Raw genomic sequence first — 15,701 nt, forward strand, 5'->3', positions numbered from 1 at the left:
TGTGTGCAGCTTTGCATCTATAGTAATGACAGCGGGGTATACACCCGCGATTGCCGCCGCGAGCGGTTCATGACGAGGCTAGGGACATGAAGAAAAGTTCTGCACAAGGCGCTGAAGATCCGATCCTGCAGTGGGTAACGTTCCGTCTGGACAACGAAACCTATGGCATCAACGTGATGCAGGTTCAGGAAGTCCTGCGCTATACCGAGATTGCTCCGGTACCGGGGGCTCCGAGCTATGTGCTGGGCATCATCAACCTGCGCGGTAATGTGGTCACCGTGATCGACACCCGTCAGCGTTTCGGCCTCGATTCAAGTGAAGTCACGGATAACACCCGTATCGTGATCATTGAGGCGGACAAGCAGGTGATCGGGATTCTGGTCGATAGCGTGGCCGAGGTGGTTTACCTGCGCCAATCCGAAGTGGAAACCGCGCCTAACGTCGGTAACGATGAGTCTGCCAAGTTTATTCAGGGCGTGTGCAACAAGAACGGCGAGCTGCTGATTCTGGTTGAACTGGACAAGATGATGAGCGAAGAAGAGTGGTCCGAGCTGGAGAGCATCTAGGCCATGTTCGACGCGCTGCTGATCGCGCTGGCCCTGGTCTGTCTGGGGCTGGTAGGCGCATGCATCTGGCTGACCCGGCAGTTGCGTGATGCCATCAAGCTGCAAGGCGAGCGTGATGCGGTGCGTGATCGGCGGCTCAAAGAGCTCAGTCGGCGTCTGGATGCCTACCTGACGGGCAGTGTGCAGATGGGCGAGGAGTTGCATGAGTTGCGCAGAGTTGTCGCGCCGTTACCGGACAAGCTCAATCAGATCGAGCAGCGTGACCCCAGCAGTCTGTCGTTTACCCAGGCTGCGCGGCTGGCGGGCATGGGTGCCAGCGTGGATGACCTGACCCAGTCTTGCGGCTTGAGCAAGGCCGAGGCCGAGTTGGTCAGCAAGATGCAGCAAGCCAAATTGCAGCGTTCCTGACTCTTCCAGGCATCAACAGGACTTAACGTGTTGGCCCTTCCAACAGGCGCAGCGGTGGTGTGATATCGCTATCACGCTCACTTCCGGCTGGCGCTTTACCCTTCAGATACCAAGCAAAGGCGATGATTTCCGCGATGCAGCGATACAGCTGTTCGGGGATCGCATCACCCAGTTCCAATCGCGCTAACAGGCGCACAAGTTCGGCATTCTCGTAGATCGGCACTTCATATTCGCGGGCAATGGCCAGGATGGCTTCGGCTAGTTCGTCATCACCTTTGGCGCTGAGCACCGGCGCATTCTGGCCGTCGTAGGTCAAGGCGATAGCCTGGCGTGGCGCGGTCTTCTTCATGCGGTTTCATCCACCCAGCGTTGTTCCAGGGTGGTGCGTGGGCCGCGTGGCGGTGTGCCCTGGCTACAGGCCAGCTCGCCAACCTGCACGCCGGAGGCGTTCAGGCGCTGGCGCAGGTTGTCCAGCTCTGCATCAATCAGGCTGACAGTGCTGCTGCGTTCGGCCCAGAGTTGGCTGGAAAGGCGGCCGTGGGCCAGTTGCGCCTTAACCTGTAAAGGCCCCAATGGGTCGAGGTCGAATGCCAGCTCGACCTTCCACAGGGTTTCCTTTTTCTCCGGCTTGCCTTGCGGGTTGCTTTCATCGCGCTGGATTTTTACCTGCAACGGCACCAGCTCCTGCTGGTTGCGCATGGGCAGTTCCAGTTGCCAGGTGGTGAGCAGGTTGCCGTCTGGGCCGACCTGGCTCTGTGCCAGGCTTGAGAGTTGGTGGGTCTGCAAGCGTGAAATGGCGGCGGCGGCAAGTTTCAGCAGGGCTTCCAGATCGGCTTCACCGTCCATGGCCTGGAGCAGGCGCGAGGGCAGGGGAAAGCTCAGTGCCTGTTGACGGTTACTGGCTTTGCCCAGGCTACCCAGTAGATCGCGAGCCAATGCCGGCATTGCCTGTGCCAGGCTGGCATTGGCTGCGGTCAGCGGAGTGCCCGCAGGCAGATTGGGTAGCAGTTGGGTAATCAGGCGCAGCAGGTTGGCCTTGAGGTCGGTCGGCAGTGCCTGACCCTGACCGCCCAGCAGTTTGCTTTCCAGCAGGATGCCACTGTTCTCCAGGGCCGCCGCCAGGCCCTTGGCGGTACTCAGCTGGGCGGCGTCGGGCAGGGCACCGAAAAGTTTGTCGATGCTGGTGCGCAGCCCCTCACTCATCTCGGCATTGCCGCGCAGCCCTTGCAGGGCACCAAAAAGGCCTTCAAGGGAGCCCTGGCGATTGCTTTGGCTGCCCAGTTGCTGGCTCAGTGCGAGCTGATCAAGGCGCCCGCTCAGCGGCAGAAAATTCAACGCCTGGCTGCCTTGGACCTGAGCGCTGAGCAGGCTGCCGAGGGGCAGGGCCAGTGGGGTTTCCAGCGACAGCTTGCTGCCAGCCAGCGGTGTGTTGAGCAGGCTGACCAGCACCTTGTAGATCACCTGCTGCGAGCGCCCTTGCAACAGTTGCTCGCGGGCCACCACCTTGCCCTGCAGCAGGGTGCCAACCGGCAACTGATCAAGGTCCAGGCTGGTCAGGGGCTTGTCACCGCCCATCAGTACGGACAGCGCCAGGCGGGTTTCTGACAGGGCGGTTACTGCTAAGGATGTGCCCTGGGCAATTGGGCGCGGGCTAGTGGCTTCCAGGGTGGTCTGGCTTCCGTTGTTGAGGGTCAGCTTGAGCAGCATCTGAAAGCTTTGCGCCACTTCCTTGAGGGCGATGACTTCGGCCTTGGCAGTTTCACCGCTGGCCAGCAAGCCTTGCATGGGCTGTAACAGTTTCACTGCCAGATCCGCCGCGACAGCGCTGGGGCGGCTGCTGGGGGGAGTTGGCGCAATAGGCCGCGGGCTGCTGATTTCGCTCATTGGCGGGTTACACCCTGTCGAAAATGCCCGCTGCGGGAGGCGCAGCTGGGCATGTATAATCGCGCCCCGTCTGGTTCGGCTGCGCATTCCACGTGCGTCAGTATAGCGGCCAAGACGCTGCCGACTTGAACAGCTTTTGCCATCCATCTTAGGTACCGATGCCTTGACCAGTCCTCTTCTAGAAGCCGTGGCGCTCGCCTGTGAGCGAGACTGGCGCATGCTCTTCGAGCGTCTGGAGCTGCGTCTGGTTCCCGGTGAGATGCTGCAGGTGGCAGGCCCCAATGGCAGCGGCAAGACCAGCCTGCTGCGATTGCTGGCTGGGTTGATGCAACCAACTGCTGGTGAGATTCGTCTGAATGGTCGCCCGCTGGCGGCGCAGCGGGCAGAGCTGGCGCGCAACCTGTTGTGGATCGGCCATGCCGCCGGCATCAAGGGCTTGCTTACCGCCGAAGAAAACCTGACCTGGCTTTGCGCCCTGCATCAGCCGGCCGAACGTGAGGCCATCTGGCAAGCGCTGGCGGCAGTGGGGTTGCGCGGCTTTGAAGATGTGCCGTGCCACACCTTGTCTGCTGGGCAGCAGCGCCGTGTGGCGCTGGCCCGACTGTACCTGCCAGGGCCGTCACTCTGGGTGCTGGATGAGCCGTTTACTGCGCTGGACAAGGCAGCTGTAGCCCAGTTGGAGAACCATCTGGCTGCACACTGTCAGCAGGGTGGTCTGGTGGTGTTGACCACGCACCATGAATTGACGGTCAAGCCGGCCGGTTACCGCGAGCTTGATCTGGGGCAACGCACGTCATGAGCAATGTTTTTACCCTGCTGCTGGCCCGTGAAGCGCGCCTGTTATTCCGTCGCCCGGCCGAGCTGGCCAACCCGCTGGTGTTCTTTGCCATTGTGATTGCATTGTTCCCGCTGGCGGTGGGGCCGCAGACGCAGTTGTTACAAAGCCTTTCGCCTGGGCTGGTATGGGTAGCGGCGCTATTGGCCGTATTGCTCTCGCTGGACGGGCTTTTTCGCAGTGATTTCGAGGACGGCTCGCTGGAGCAGTGGGTCCTTTCGCCGCACCCCCTGGCTCTTCTGGTTCTGGCCAAGGTGCTGGCACACTGGCTGTTCTCGGGCCTGGCGCTGGTGCTGTTGGCGCCGCTGCTGGCGTTGATGCTCGGTTTGCCGGGGCGCTGCCTGCCGGTGCTGCTGATCTCGCTGTTGCTCGGCACCCCGGTGCTGAGCCTGCTCGGTGCCGTCGGTGCGGCCCTGACCGTGGGTCTCAAACGTGGCGGTCTGTTGCTCGCGTTGCTGATTTTGCCGTTGTATATCCCGGTGCTGATTCTCGGCAGCGGTGCGTTACAAGCCAGCCTGCAAGGATTGCCGGCGGTCGGCCACCTGTTGTGGTTGGCCAGCCTCACCGCATTGGCGGTGACCTTGACACCTTTTGCCATCGCCGCTGGTCTGACGATCAGTGTCGCTGAGTAGACAATAAGCCTGAATGGCCGGTTGATCCGGGTGCCTGCCTGCGCCCTGATCAGCCCTAGCACTGATGAGTAACCTGATGAACTGGACGTGGTTTCACAAGCTCGGCTCGCCCAAGTGGTTTTATGAAATCAGCAGCCGCTGGCTGCCCTGGTTGGCACTGGCCGCTGCCGTGCTGCTGGTGGTCGGTTTGGTCTGGGGGCTGGCCTTTGCGCCGCCGGATTACCAGCAGGGCAACAGCTTTCGCATCATTTACATCCATGTGCCAGCGGCATTTCTCGCCCAGTCGATCTACGTGATGCTGGCGGTGGCCGGCATTGTCGGCCTGGTGTGGAAGATGAAACTGGCCGATGTCGCCCTGCAGCAGGCTGCGCCCATTGGCGCCTGGATGACCGTGATTGCCCTGATAACGGGCGCTATCTGGGGCAAGCCGACCTGGGGCACCTACTGGGTGTGGGATGCCCGCCTGACCTCGATGCTGATTCTGCTGTTCCTGTATTTCGGTGTAATCGCCCTCGGCAATGCCATCACCAACCGTGACAGCGCGGCAAAGGCCTGCGCGGTGCTGGCGATTGTTGGCGTGGTGAATATCCCGATCATCAAATATTCGGTGGAGTGGTGGAACACCCTGCACCAGCCCGCCACCTTCAGCGTGGTGGCCAAGCCGGCCATGCCGTTCGAGATGTGGATGCCGCTGCTGATCATGGTGCTGGGCTTCTACTGCTTCTTTGGCGCCGTACTGCTGCTGCGCATGCGCCTGGAAGTGCTCAAACGTGAGGCCCGCAGCAGTTGGGTCAAGGCCGTCGTCAAGGCACAGGTGGAGAAGGGCCTATGAGTTTTGCCAGTTTTAGCGAGTTTCTCGCCATGGGCACCCACGGGCCTTATGTCTGGTCCTGTTATGCCATCAGCCTGGCTGTGCTGGGGCTGAATGTGGCGCTGCCAATCCTGGCGCGTCGCCGTTATCTGCAAGACGAGGCGCGTCGTTTGCGCCGGGAGGAGTTGAAGTGAACCCCGTGCGTAAAAAACGCCTGTATATCGTCCTGGCCATCATTGCCGGTGTCGGTATTGCTGTGGCCCTGGCCCTCAGTGCCTTGCAGCAAAACATCAACCTGTTCTACACCCCGACCCAGATCGCCAACGGCGAAGCCCCGCAGGACACCCGCATCCGTGCCGGCGGCCTGGTTGAGGAGGGCTCGGTGAAGCGCTCCAGCGACTCACTGGACACCGACTTTGTCGTCACTGACGGCGCCAAGAGCGTGACCATCCGCTACAGCGGCATCCTTCCGGACCTGTTTCGTGAAGGGCAGGGCATCGTCGCCATGGGCAAGCTCGACGCCAATGGCGTGTTGATTGCCGATGAAGTGTTGGCCAAACACGATGAAAACTACATGCCGCCGGAAGTTATGCAGGCTCTGGAGCAGAGCGGCATGAAACAGCAGCACGACGCGGCCAAAGCGGCCAAGCAGGCGTCCCCAGCGGAGTACGCGCAATGATCCCCGAACTTGGCCATCTGGCGATGATCCTGGCGCTGTGCATGGCGTTGGTGCAGGCGACGCTGCCGCTGATCGGCGCCTGGCGTGGTGACCGGCAGTGGATGAGCCTGGCCCAGCCGGCCGCCTGGGGGCAGTTCAGCTTTATGTTGTTTGCCTTTATCTGCCTGACCTACGCCTTTATGGTCGACGACTTCACCGTCGCCTACGTGGCCAACAACTCCAACAGCGCGCTGCCGTGGTACTACAAGTTCAGCGCTGTATGGGGTGCCCACGAAGGCTCCTTGCTGCTCTGGGGCCTGATCCTCGCCGGCTGGACCTTTGCCGTGTCGATCTTCTCGCGCCAGTTGCCGGAGGAGATGCTCGCCCGCGTGCTGGCCGTGATGGGCATTATTAGCATCGGTTTTCTACTGTTTCTGATCATCACTTCCAACCCGTTCGAGCGCCTGCTGTTTGATACCCCGGCAAACGGTCGTGACCTCAATCCGCTGTTGCAAGACTTCGGCCTGATCATCCACCCGCCGATGCTCTACATGGGCTATGTCGGCTTCTCCGTGGCCTTCGCCTTCGCCATTGCCGCCTTGCTTGGCGGCAAGCTGGACGCCGCGTGGGCGCGCTGGTCGCGGCCCTGGACCATCGTCGCCTGGGCCTTCCTTGGCATCGGTATCGCGCTGGGCTCCTGGTGGGCCTACTACGAACTCGGCTGGGGCGGCTGGTGGTTCTGGGACCCGGTGGAAAACGCCTCCTTTATGCCCTGGCTGGTCGGCACTGCATTGATCCACTCCCTGGCCGTGACGGAAAAACGCGGCGTGTTCAAAAGCTGGACTGTGCTGCTGGCGATTGCCGCGTTCTCCTTGAGCCTGCTGGGTACCTTCCTGGTCCGTTCCGGGGTGCTGACTTCGGTGCATGCCTTCGCCAGCGACCCTGAGCGCGGCGTGTTTATCCTGGCCTTCCTGCTGTTGGTGGTGGGCAGCTCGCTGGCGTTGTTCGCCATTCGCGCACCAGTGGTCAAGAGCCAGGTTGGTTTTGCCCTGTGGTCGCGGGAAACCCTGCTGCTGGTGAATAACCTGATTCTGGTGGTGGCCGCAGCGATGATTCTGCTCGGCACTCTCTACCCGCTGGTGCTGGATGCCATGACCGGGGCCAAACTGTCGGTCGGTCCGCCGTACTTCAACGCGCTGTTCGTGCCGCTGATGGGCCTGCTGATGGCGATGATCGCGGTCGGCGTGCTGGTGCGCTGGAAAGACACGCCGCTGCAGTGGCTGCTGAGCATGCTCTCCCCGGTGCTGATCGGCAGCGTAGTGCTGGCAGTAATCGCCACCTTCCTGGTCGGCGACTTCAACTGGGCGGTGCTCGCTGTTTGCCTGTTATCCGCTTGGGTGGTGCTGGCCGGTGTGCGCGACATTATCGAGAAAACCCGGCACAAAGGGTTGCTCAAAGGCCTGCCCAGCCTGACCCGCAGTTACTGGGGTATGCAGATGGCGCATCTGGGCATGGCGGTGTGCGCCCTGGGGGTGGTGCTGACCAGTGTGGGCAGCTACGAGCGTGACATGCGCATGGCACCGGGTGAATCGGTGGAAATCGGTGGTTATCAGTTCACCTTTGAAGGTGCTGAGCACTTCGAAGGGCCGAACTTCACCTCGGACAAAGGCACGGTGCGCATCCTCGAAGAGGGCAAGCAGATTGCCGTGCTGCACCCGGAAAAGCGTCTGTATACCGTGCAGCAGTCGGTGATGACCGAGGCGGGCATCGACGCTGGAATTACCCGTGACCTGTTCGTTGCCTTGGGTGAGCCTCTGGAAAACGGCGCCTGGGCGGTACGCGTGCATATCAAACCGTTCGTCCGCTGGATCTGGTTCGGTGCATTGCTGATGGGCCTGGGTGGCTTCCTGGCGGCCGCTGACAAGCGCTACCGGATGAAGGTGCGCACCCGTGTGCGTGACGCACTGGGCATGGCGGGGGCGCAGGCATGAAGCGTTTATTGCTGCTGTTACCGTTGCTGGTCTTTCTCGGCGTGGCGGTGTTTCTCTACCGAGGTCTGTTCCTCGACCCCACCGAGCTGCCATCGGCGCTGATCGGCAAGCCGTTCCCGGCGTTCTCCCTGCCAGCGGTGCAGGATGGCAAAACGCTGAGCGAAGCCGATCTCAAGGGCAAGCCGGCATTGGTCAATGTCTGGGCGACCTGGTGTGTAGCCTGCCGTGTAGAACACCCGGTACTGAACAAGCTGGCCAAGCTCGGCGTGATTATCTACGGGGTCAACTACAAGGATGACAACGCCGCCGCGCAGAAGTGGCTGGTGGAGTTCCATGACCCCTATCAGCTGAATATCAACGATGCGCGTGGCACCCTCGGCCTGGACCTGGGGGTGTACGGCGCGCCCGAGACCTTCCTGATCGACAAGGACGGCATCATCCGCCACAAGTTTGTCGGGGTGATTGATGAGCGTGTCTGGCGTGAACAGCTGGCGCCGCTCTACCAAGAGTTAGTCGATGAGGTGCAGCCATGAAGCGTCTGCTGAGTGCTGTGGTACTTGGGCTGGCCTTGCTGGGCACGGCTCAGGCAGCAATCGACACCTACGAGTTTGCTACTGAGGCCGAGCGCGAGCGTTACCGCAATCTGGTGGAAGAACTGCGCTGCCCCAAGTGCCAGAACCAGAACATTGCCGACTCCGATGCGCCGATTGCCATGGACCTGCGTGCGCAGATCTTCCGCATGCTGGAGGAGGGCCAGAGCAACGAGCAGATTATCGACTTTCTGGTCAGCCGCTATGGCGATTTCGTGCTCTACAAGCCGCCGGTAACCGCGCGCACCTTGCTGCTGTGGTATGGCCCGGCGGGTTTGCTGGTCGGTGGTTTCGTCCTGCTTGGGGTCATCCTGTTGCGTCGTCGTAGCAAGCCAGGCGTTGTCGCCAGCGGCCTGTCTGTCGATGAACAGCAGCGTCTGACTGCTCTGCTTAATCAAACGCCCGTGGATAAGAAAGACTGATGATTGAATTCTGGTTATGCGCTGGCCTGCTGTTGCTGACGGCCCTGGCGTTTCTGCTGATCCCGGTGCTGCGTGCGCGCAAGGTGCAGGCCGAAGAAGACCGTACCGCCCTCAACGTGACCCTCTATCAGGAACGTCTGCAGGAGCTGCAGGCGCAGCATGACGCGGGTGCGCTAAATGCTGAGCAATTGGCCAATGGTCGTGATGAGGCAGCCCGCGAGCTGCTGGCCGATACCGAAGGCGCGTTGGCCAAACCAACCCAGCGTAAGCTGGGCGGCACTATTCCTCTGATCGCGGCCCTGCTGATGCCCTTGCTCGGCTATGGCCTGTATCAGCACTGGGGCGCCATCGATGACCTCGAGCGTGCGCAGATCTTTGCCGCACAGCCAAAAACCATCGAAGAAATGACCGCACGCTTGGAGGCGGCGGTGAAGAATGATCCCAAATCCGCCGAAAGCTGGTACTTCCTCGGTCGCACCTATATGGCTCAGGAGCGTGCCGCTGATGCAGCGGTAGCCTTCGAGCGCGCTGTAGATGTTGCGGGGCGTGAGCCGGAGCTGCTCGGGCAGTGGGCGCAGGCGCTGTATTTTTCCGGCAATAAGCAATGGACCGAACAACTGCAGGCGCTGACCGATGAGGCGCTGAAAGGCGATCCGGCGGAAGTCACCAGCCTCGGCCTGCTGGGTATTGCCGCCTATGAAGCCGGGCAGTTCCAGCAGGCGATTGACCGCTGGCAGCAGCTGGTAGGGGTGCTGCCGGCTGAAGACCCTTCACGCCTGGCGATTCAGGGCGGGATTGATCGCGCCCGTGAGCAGCTTGGCGCGCCTGCGACCGATGCTGCACCGGCGGCTAGCCAAGGCCTGACTGTGCGTGTTGCCCTGGCTGCCGAGCTGCAGGCCAAGGTGCAACCGGGCGATGCCGTATTTATCTTCGCCCGCGCTGTCTCCGGGCCGCCGATGCCGCTGGCGGTCAAGCGCCTGAGCGTGGCTGATCTGCCGGCTGAAGTCAGCCTGTCGGACAGTGATGCGATGATGCCGCAGCTGAAAATCTCCGGCTTCGAGCAGGTGCAGCTGGTCGCCCGTATCTCCCGTAGTGGCAACGCCACGGTCGGTGAATGGATCGGTAGCAGTCAGCCGCTGGCCAGCAAGACCACTGAGTTGCAGCAACTGGTGATCGACAGCGCTGACAGCAAAGCCCCATGAGCTCGTTACTGCGTGGCGTCGTGCTGATAAGCCTGCTGGGGCTCGGTGCTTGCGTGCAGACACCAACTGCTACCGCGCCGATCATCAGTCCAAGCGGTAGCAGCAACCACCCACGCTTTGCCCCGCCACCGGGAGTGGACAGCCAGTGGAATGCGCAATTGGGGGTGTACGTGGTGGGTGGCGCCTCTCACCTGTATTACCGTGAGCGCACTTACTACCGCTGGAACTCTGGCTGGAGCTGGGCGAGTAACCCGCAGGGGCCCTGGTTGCCGACCGACAACAGCGGTGTGCCGCCGGGCTTGTACCACCGCTACGCTCAGTAAGCGTTTTTAGTGCGCAGGGCAGGGCGTCGCCGGACGGCGCTCGATATCGGGCTCGAAATCTTCGATCAAACGGCAGATGGCTTGGCCATCGGGGGCGCATTCGCCCTTGTCGGCCCAGTTGTCGAAGGCATTCTGCATCACCAGTGCCAGGCGTTGGCACTCCTCGATATGCGCCTGTAGCGCCGTCAGGCGTTCGCTGAGCAGGTCACGGACCTCGGCGCAGGGCGCATGGCCGTTATCGGCACTGGCGAGAATCTGTTGTGTGTCTTTCAGGCTAAAGCCCAGGCGCCGCGCACGCGCGATAAAGCGCAGACGTTGCAGGTCGGTGCTGGAATATTCCTGGTAGCCGTTATCCGGATTGCGCGTGGGCCTGAGCAGGCCAAGGTCGGTGTAGTGACGCACGGTCTCACTGCTGACAGCGGCGGCTTTGGCCAATTGGGCGACACGCATAGGTAAAAGCTCCGAAAAACTAAAGGCCGCGCCAGGTTAAAACCTGGGGGCGGCCCTTGGGTCAAGCCTGCAGGCTTATTCGGCGATCTGCAGCTTGCGCGCCTCATGGTAGAAGAAGCGAATTTTCTCGTACTCGAACGGCGAGTTGAGCTGGCCGTAACGGAAGTTCACCGTGGAGCGCTGGTCGACGACTTCCAGCAGGGTGATTTCCGGATGGCTGACACTGGCTTCGGCGACGTTCAACCAGTTGACCTGACTTTTCGCCGCAAAGTCCGCCACCAGACCGCCGGTGTCGCGCAGGTTGGACGGGCCCAGCAGTGGCAGAATCAGGTAAGGCCCGGCTGGGGTGCCGTAATAACCGAGGGTCTGGCCGAAGTCTTCGCGCTGCTTGGGTAGGCCCATGCGTGTCGCCGGGTCCCACAGGCCGGCGACACCCAGGGTGGTGTTGAGCAGCAGGCGCCCGGTGGTCTGCATGGCGCGCTTGCCCTTGAGTTGCAGCGCGCTGTTGAGCAGGTTGGGCACATCACCCAGGTTGCTGAAGAAGTTGCTGACGCCGGTCTGCACCAGGTTGGGGGTGATATAGCGGTAGCCATCGACAATCGGCAGGAACACCCACTCATCGAAACGGTAGTTGAAGTGATAGACGCGGCGATTCCACGACTCCAGCGGGTCATAGACTTGCAGTGCGCTGAGGGTTGAGCGCTCGAACTCACGCTGATCCAGCCCCGGGTTGAATTGCAGGTGCTGCAAGGGCTGTTTGAATCCGTCGTCATCAACGGTGTGCTGGGCATGCGCCAGGCTGCTAGTGAGCGCCAGGGTGAAAAACACGGCAAGAAAGGTTGGCTTAGCCACGGAAGAACTCCAGCATGGCGTCGCTATTGACGCGGTAGTTGAGGTTGCCGCAATGGCCACCCAGCGGGTAAACGGTCAGGCGATCACCCAGGGTGCGGCGCAGAAAGCCCAGGTCACCAGGGCCGAGGATCACATCATCGGCGTTGTGCATGACGGCGATCTTGCTGCTGTTTTTCAGGTAATCGGCCACGCCATACAGGCTGACCTGGTCGATCAGCTGCGCCACGCTGCCGCCATCGGTGCGCGCGCGCCACATGGGGATCAGCTGTTCGGTCAGGTAGCAGTCGAAATCGCATTGCAGGGCACGACGGAAGAACGGCGTGAGGCTGGTGCCTTCGCTAATCGGGTAGTTGATCGGGGTGATCAGGCCGCGGCGGTTGATCAGGTCCGAGGTAAAGGCGATATCGGCTGAGGAAAAGCGGAATGCTGCGCCGATCAGCATGGCCATCTGCTCGTCGCTGAGCTGCTCGGTAGAGTTTTGGAAGTCATAGAGCAGGGCATCGTTGATATCGACGTAGCCCTTGTTCTGGAAGTAGCGGGTCAACTTGCCCAGCACCAGTTCATAGAACGTGGTGCTGTTATCGATGCCTTCAACCTTGGTTTGCACCATGCGGTCGAGGTTGGTGATCGAGGTATAGAGGTTGACCGGTGGGTTGAGCAACAGCACACGCTTGAAGTTAAAGCTGCGACGGGTTTCATCCAGTTCGCTGACAAAGGCTGCCTGCAGCGCGCCCAGGCTGTAACCGGTGAGGTGGTATTCGCTGACTTTCAGGCGCGGATGCTGTGCACGCACGGCCTGCATGGTGCGGTACAGATCGTCGGCGTCTTCGCGGGTGATGCCGGGCGTGGCAAAACGCGAGGCCGAGGTCATAAAGTCATAACTGGTCGGCGAGGACAGTTGCACCACGTGATAACCGGCACCGTAAAACAGCTTCTTCAGGTATTCCGGAGTACTGCTGGCGTAATGCGCACCGGTGCCGGCGATGATAAAGATCAGTGGCGCTTCGCCAGACTGCTTGGCCATGCGGTAGCGCATCTTGGTGACCGGCCAGAAATTTTCCGGCAGCTCAAACTCACGCTCCGGGCGCAGTTTGATCTGGTAGTCATTCTGGTTGATGTCGGCGTCGGTCGGAAGCTTGGGGCGCAGCTCTGGCGGGGTGGTCGCCAGGGTGGCTTCGAATGCGTTTTTTATCGGGTAGCCATAACTGCTGGCATCAATATCGGCCGCGCTGATGGGGGCAATCAGGGCTAGGCAACTGAGAAGGGCAAGCAGACGAGGGACATGCGACATGGCTAAATCTCTTGAGAGCTAGGGCTGATGCTGATGGAGCGGGTCAGATGCGGAACGATTTGACCACATAAGTTCGGCTAAGTGCCGTTTAGTTATAGACCTGCCGGTTTTCAGGCAAAAGCGCCATGTCGAAAGCCGATTTTCTAGGGCAGTACTGCCAGCTGTTCGACCCAGATCAGCTCGCAGGCGCCGTCGCCGGTATCTTCGCGGCTCAGTGAGCTGGTCCAGCGATAGCCATCGTCACCGTCGATCCGCACCAGTTGCCCGCTCAGGCGAATCTGCTGGCCTTCTTTGAGCCCTGCCAGGGTGCTGGCTACTTCAGGGTTGGCGGGTATCAGGTGCATATTGGCGCTGTTGATCTCAATCTGCCGACGCTCGATCGGCAGTTGTTCGGCGCGCCAGAAGTACCAGCGATTGCGCTGGCTGATGCTGATATGGCGCAGCACCTCGGGGTCGGCCATTGGCCCCCAGCCGAGTGCCAGATCGGTCGGCGAGAGTTTGGCACCGCGGTCGAAGTAGTAGTCTTCGCGGCCCAGAATGCGCGCTTCAAGCTGGAAGCTTTCCAGCCTGCTGACGGTGTGCTCCGCCACGCGCCAGCTGCCGCTGGACAGTGGCGCACTGGGCGGCAGCCCGCTGGGGGTGGGCAACAACATGACCCACAGCATCCAGAGGCCGAGCAGGCTTGCGGTGATCAGTATCAGGCGACGTATCAGCATGTCTGGATTCTAGCCGCAGAGGTTGTGAGTCGGCGATCTCGGGGGGTGTTATCCGTGGCGCGGCGGCTTATCCTACGCAGCCTTTTTATCTGCTTGAGTTTCTTATGTCCCGTTATCTGCCCCTGACTGCTCTGCTGATCGCTGCAGCCCTGTGTCTGGCGCTGAGCTTTGCGCTGCGTTACCAGCTGATGGAAGGCGCGCAATGGGTCGGTCTGTGCGTCGATGATCCGCAGCAGTTGGCCTGCCAGGTACGTGCGAGCCTGGGCTGGTTGATCCACTTCCGGGTCTTGGCTTGGGTTGCGCTGATTTTTGCCTTGTTGGCATTTGTCCTGCCGGGCGCTTGGGGCAAGCGCCTGGCGGTGCCGGCATTGCTGCTCGCTCTGCCAGCGCTGGTGCTGTACAGCGCCAGCCTGGCGGTATTTGCCGTGGTGTTGGCGTTGCTGCGCTGGGTGCGCGCGCCGCAAATCGCCTGATCAGGCAGTCTGCGCTTTAACCCGCAGGCTGCGCCATAGCGCGGCCACTAGTAGCGCGCAGGTCAGTGCCCAGCCCAAGGCCTGCCAGTTGCTCAGGGTTTCCTGGTACAGCTGCGGCACAATGCATGCGCCGATCAGCAAGGCGAGCAGGGCGACCTCACGGCGATAACCGCCCACCGGACGGCATAGATAGACCAGAGCCGGTAGCAACAGTGCGGCGCTGGGGAAGCTGCGGTAGCGCGCATCCACTACCAGCGCCAACATCATCACCGCACCGGCAAAGCCGCTTAGCGCCAGCCACAGCGCGCCTTTGCTATGCAGCCAGTTGAATAGCCGCGCGCGCCAGCCAGTCTGCTGGCCGAGTAGTAATGCGGCGTGGGCCAGCACCAGCAGATTCAGTACAAGCAGTGCGCCGGCCCAGAGCCATTCGCCGAGGTAGCGGCTGGTGACCAGCGTCAATTCGGCAAATAGACCGATACAGCCGGCGCCCAGCGCCGCCAACAGTGGCAGCAACAATGCTGCACGTGGCGAGTGCGGGCTGCCGGCCAGCAGTAGAGTGGCTGCTGCCAAGGCCAGGCTGAAAGTCAGCCAGACCGGCCAGTGCGGCAGGTTAGATACGGAGCCGGCGAGGATCGATTTATCCTGGCGATCTGCGTCATACAGGCCCCAGTAACCGCCCACTGCGCCTTCACTGACGCGTTTCCACGGCTGGTCAAACGCCTCGATCAGGTTGTAGCGCCAGCCATTCTGCTCGGCCATGGCGACAAAGCCGCGGATGAACTTGGCTTGATTGACCAGGCTCGGCACAGCGGTTTCACGCTGGCGGCCTTCGCTCGGCCAGCCGGTTTCGCCGATCAGAATGTCCTTGGGTGCATAAGCGTTGCCAAAGGTCTGGCGCACCTCGGCGACTTCATGCAATGCGCTCTCGATGCCGGCGGGGTTGTCTTCCCAGTAAGGCAGCAGGTGGATGGTGATGAAGTCCACAGCGGGGGCAACTTCCGGGTGCTTGAGCCAGAACTCCCAGACATCGGCATAGGTCACCGGCTGCTCGATCTGCGCCTTGACCTGTTCGATCAACGCCACCAGTTGCTGTGGGGTGACTTCCTTGCGCAGCAGTGCCTCGTTACCGACGATCACCGCCTGCACGACGTCCGGGTGGGCATTGGCGATTTTTACCAGGCCAGCGATCTCAACCGCAGTGTCGGCCGGATTGCGGCTGACCCAGGCGCCGACAATCAGTTTCAGGCCATGTTTGCGCGCCATGTTCGGCAGCTCTTCCAGGCCGGTCACCGAATAGGTACGCAGGCACTCGAAGCGCTCGGCCAGCAATGCCAGATCCGCTTCCATGCGCTCGGGGCGCAGCTGCATGGGCTGGTCGAAGGGTGATTGGTCTTTGTCGAACGGCGTGTAGGACGCGCACTGCAGCTTGTGTGTGGGCGTTGCGGCATCCGCCAGTTCGACCGGTTGGCCAATGCCAAACCACAGGCCGAAAAGCGTCAGCAGGCCAAGCAGGCAGGCAAACATGTAGGGAGCAGCGGGGAAGCGAGAAATAGCAGGCATGATCGGGCGCGTATGGTGGCTGAGCCGCGCATAGTAG

20 protein-coding genes are annotated in these 15,701 nt (G+C 61.4%); 13 read left to right on the forward strand and 7 right to left on the reverse strand.

Going from position 1 to position 15,701, the window contains the following annotated elements; genetic code table 11:
- Nucleotides 1-86 precede the first annotated feature (86 nt).
- Nucleotides 87-566, forward strand: coding sequence for a chemotaxis protein CheW (locus tag RHP75_RS07375; protein ID WP_090383900.1), 480 nt, complete (start codon nucleotides 87-89; stop codon nucleotides 564-566).
- 3 nt (nucleotides 567-569) lie between these two features.
- Complete coding sequence (locus RHP75_RS07380) at nucleotides 570-974, forward strand: DUF2802 domain-containing protein (protein ID WP_090383903.1); 405 nt, start codon at nucleotides 570-572, stop codon at nucleotides 972-974.
- 22 nt (nucleotides 975-996) lie between these two features.
- Here the strand turns inward: RHP75_RS07380 and RHP75_RS07385 are convergent, their stop codons facing one another.
- Both RHP75_RS07385 and RHP75_RS07390 read right to left on the reverse strand, forming a co-directional pair.
- Nucleotides 997-1,323 carry an EscU/YscU/HrcU family type III secretion system export apparatus switch protein gene (locus RHP75_RS07385; protein ID WP_311091176.1) on the reverse strand — a complete coding sequence of 109 codons (327 nt, stop codon included), beginning with the start codon at nucleotides 1,321-1,323 and terminating at the stop codon, nucleotides 997-999.
- On the reverse strand, nucleotides 1,320-2,858 hold the full coding sequence (locus tag RHP75_RS07390; protein WP_311091177.1) for a flagellar hook-length control protein FliK: 1,539 nt from the start codon (nucleotides 2,856-2,858) through the stop codon (nucleotides 1,320-1,322). Before RHP75_RS07390 ends, RHP75_RS07385 begins: the two co-directional genes overlap by 4 nt.
- Before the next feature lie 217 nt (nucleotides 2,859-3,075).
- On the opposite strand from RHP75_RS07390, the gene ccmA reads away from it, so the two are divergent.
- The 10 genes from ccmA to RHP75_RS07440 all read left to right on the forward strand — a co-directional run bounded on the left by ccmA (nucleotide 3,076) and on the right by RHP75_RS07440 (nucleotide 10,322).
- Nucleotides 3,076-3,657, forward strand: a complete 582-nt coding sequence (ccmA, locus tag RHP75_RS07395) for a cytochrome c biogenesis heme-transporting ATPase CcmA (RefSeq protein WP_311091881.1) — start codon at nucleotides 3,076-3,078, stop codon at nucleotides 3,655-3,657.
- Complete coding sequence (ccmB, locus tag RHP75_RS07400) at nucleotides 3,654-4,325, forward strand: heme exporter protein CcmB (RefSeq protein ID WP_108490504.1); 672 nt, start codon at nucleotides 3,654-3,656, stop codon at nucleotides 4,323-4,325. Before ccmA ends, ccmB begins: the two co-directional genes overlap by 4 nt.
- A gap of 73 nt (nucleotides 4,326-4,398) precedes the next feature.
- Entirely contained in the window at nucleotides 4,399-5,157 is a 759-nt protein-coding gene (locus RHP75_RS07405; RefSeq protein WP_311091882.1) for a heme ABC transporter permease, read from the forward strand.
- Nucleotides 5,154-5,330 carry a heme exporter protein CcmD gene (ccmD, locus tag RHP75_RS07410; RefSeq protein WP_267807376.1) on the forward strand — a complete coding sequence of 59 codons (177 nt, stop codon included), beginning with the start codon at nucleotides 5,154-5,156 and terminating at the stop codon, nucleotides 5,328-5,330. The genes RHP75_RS07405 and ccmD overlap by 4 nt, the downstream gene beginning before the upstream one ends.
- Entirely contained in the window at nucleotides 5,327-5,815 is a 489-nt protein-coding gene (gene ccmE / locus RHP75_RS07415; protein ID WP_311091178.1) for a cytochrome c maturation protein CcmE, read from the forward strand. Before ccmD ends, ccmE begins: the two co-directional genes overlap by 4 nt.
- Complete coding sequence (locus RHP75_RS07420; RefSeq protein WP_311091179.1) at nucleotides 5,812-7,785, forward strand: heme lyase CcmF/NrfE family subunit; 1,974 nt, start codon at nucleotides 5,812-5,814, stop codon at nucleotides 7,783-7,785. Before ccmE ends, RHP75_RS07420 begins: the two co-directional genes overlap by 4 nt.
- Nucleotides 7,782-8,318: a DsbE family thiol:disulfide interchange protein gene (locus RHP75_RS07425; protein WP_311091180.1), complete on the forward strand. Its 537-nt coding sequence runs from the start codon at nucleotides 7,782-7,784 to the stop codon at nucleotides 8,316-8,318. The genes RHP75_RS07420 and RHP75_RS07425 overlap by 4 nt, the downstream gene beginning before the upstream one ends.
- Nucleotides 8,315-8,797 (forward strand): cytochrome c-type biogenesis protein, encoded by a 483-nt coding sequence (locus RHP75_RS07430; RefSeq protein ID WP_311091181.1) that lies wholly within the window; start codon nucleotides 8,315-8,317, stop codon nucleotides 8,795-8,797. The genes RHP75_RS07425 and RHP75_RS07430 overlap by 4 nt, the downstream gene beginning before the upstream one ends.
- The gene (ccmI, locus tag RHP75_RS07435) at nucleotides 8,797-9,999 is read left to right on the forward strand and encodes a c-type cytochrome biogenesis protein CcmI (RefSeq protein WP_311091182.1); all 1,203 of its coding nucleotides are present in this window, start codon (nucleotides 8,797-8,799) and stop codon (nucleotides 9,997-9,999) included. Before RHP75_RS07430 ends, ccmI begins: the two co-directional genes overlap by 1 nt.
- Nucleotides 9,996-10,322 (forward strand): hypothetical protein, encoded by a 327-nt coding sequence (locus tag RHP75_RS07440; RefSeq protein WP_311091183.1) that lies wholly within the window; start codon nucleotides 9,996-9,998, stop codon nucleotides 10,320-10,322. Before ccmI ends, RHP75_RS07440 begins: the two co-directional genes overlap by 4 nt.
- 6 nt (nucleotides 10,323-10,328) lie before the next feature.
- Here the strand turns inward: RHP75_RS07440 and RHP75_RS07445 are convergent, their stop codons facing one another.
- From RHP75_RS07445 to RHP75_RS07460, 4 genes are all read right to left on the reverse strand, one after another.
- On the reverse strand, nucleotides 10,329-10,772 hold the full coding sequence (locus tag RHP75_RS07445; RefSeq protein ID WP_311091184.1) for a MerR family DNA-binding protein: 444 nt from the start codon (nucleotides 10,770-10,772) through the stop codon (nucleotides 10,329-10,331).
- Between the two features lie 75 nt (nucleotides 10,773-10,847).
- Nucleotides 10,848-11,600: a VacJ family lipoprotein gene (locus tag RHP75_RS07450; protein ID WP_311091883.1), complete on the reverse strand. Its 753-nt coding sequence runs from the start codon at nucleotides 11,598-11,600 to the stop codon at nucleotides 10,848-10,850.
- 16 nt (nucleotides 11,601-11,616) lie between these two features.
- Nucleotides 11,617-12,915, reverse strand: a complete 1,299-nt coding sequence (locus tag RHP75_RS07455; RefSeq protein ID WP_311091185.1) for a serine/threonine protein kinase — start codon at nucleotides 12,913-12,915, stop codon at nucleotides 11,617-11,619.
- A 143-nt stretch (nucleotides 12,916-13,058) separates the two neighbouring features.
- Nucleotides 13,059-13,631 carry a hypothetical protein gene (locus tag RHP75_RS07460; RefSeq protein WP_311091186.1) on the reverse strand — a complete coding sequence of 191 codons (573 nt, stop codon included), beginning with the start codon at nucleotides 13,629-13,631 and terminating at the stop codon, nucleotides 13,059-13,061.
- 104 nt (nucleotides 13,632-13,735) lie between these two features.
- Between RHP75_RS07460 and RHP75_RS07465 the strand changes: the two genes are divergently transcribed.
- The gene (locus RHP75_RS07465; protein ID WP_311091187.1) at nucleotides 13,736-14,104 is read left to right on the forward strand and encodes a hypothetical protein; all 369 of its coding nucleotides are present in this window, start codon (nucleotides 13,736-13,738) and stop codon (nucleotides 14,102-14,104) included.
- On the opposite strand, the gene RHP75_RS07470 is transcribed toward RHP75_RS07465, so the two are convergent.
- Entirely contained in the window at nucleotides 14,105-15,664 is a 1,560-nt protein-coding gene (locus RHP75_RS07470; RefSeq protein WP_311091188.1) for a beta (1-6) glucans synthase, read from the reverse strand. It lies immediately after the preceding gene.
- Nucleotides 15,665-15,701 lie beyond the last annotated feature (37 nt).

Origin of the sequence: Pseudomonas sp. SG20056 (assembly GCF_031764535.1) — a bacterium.
Taxonomy (GTDB): domain Bacteria; phylum Pseudomonadota; class Gammaproteobacteria; order Pseudomonadales; family Pseudomonadaceae; genus Aquipseudomonas.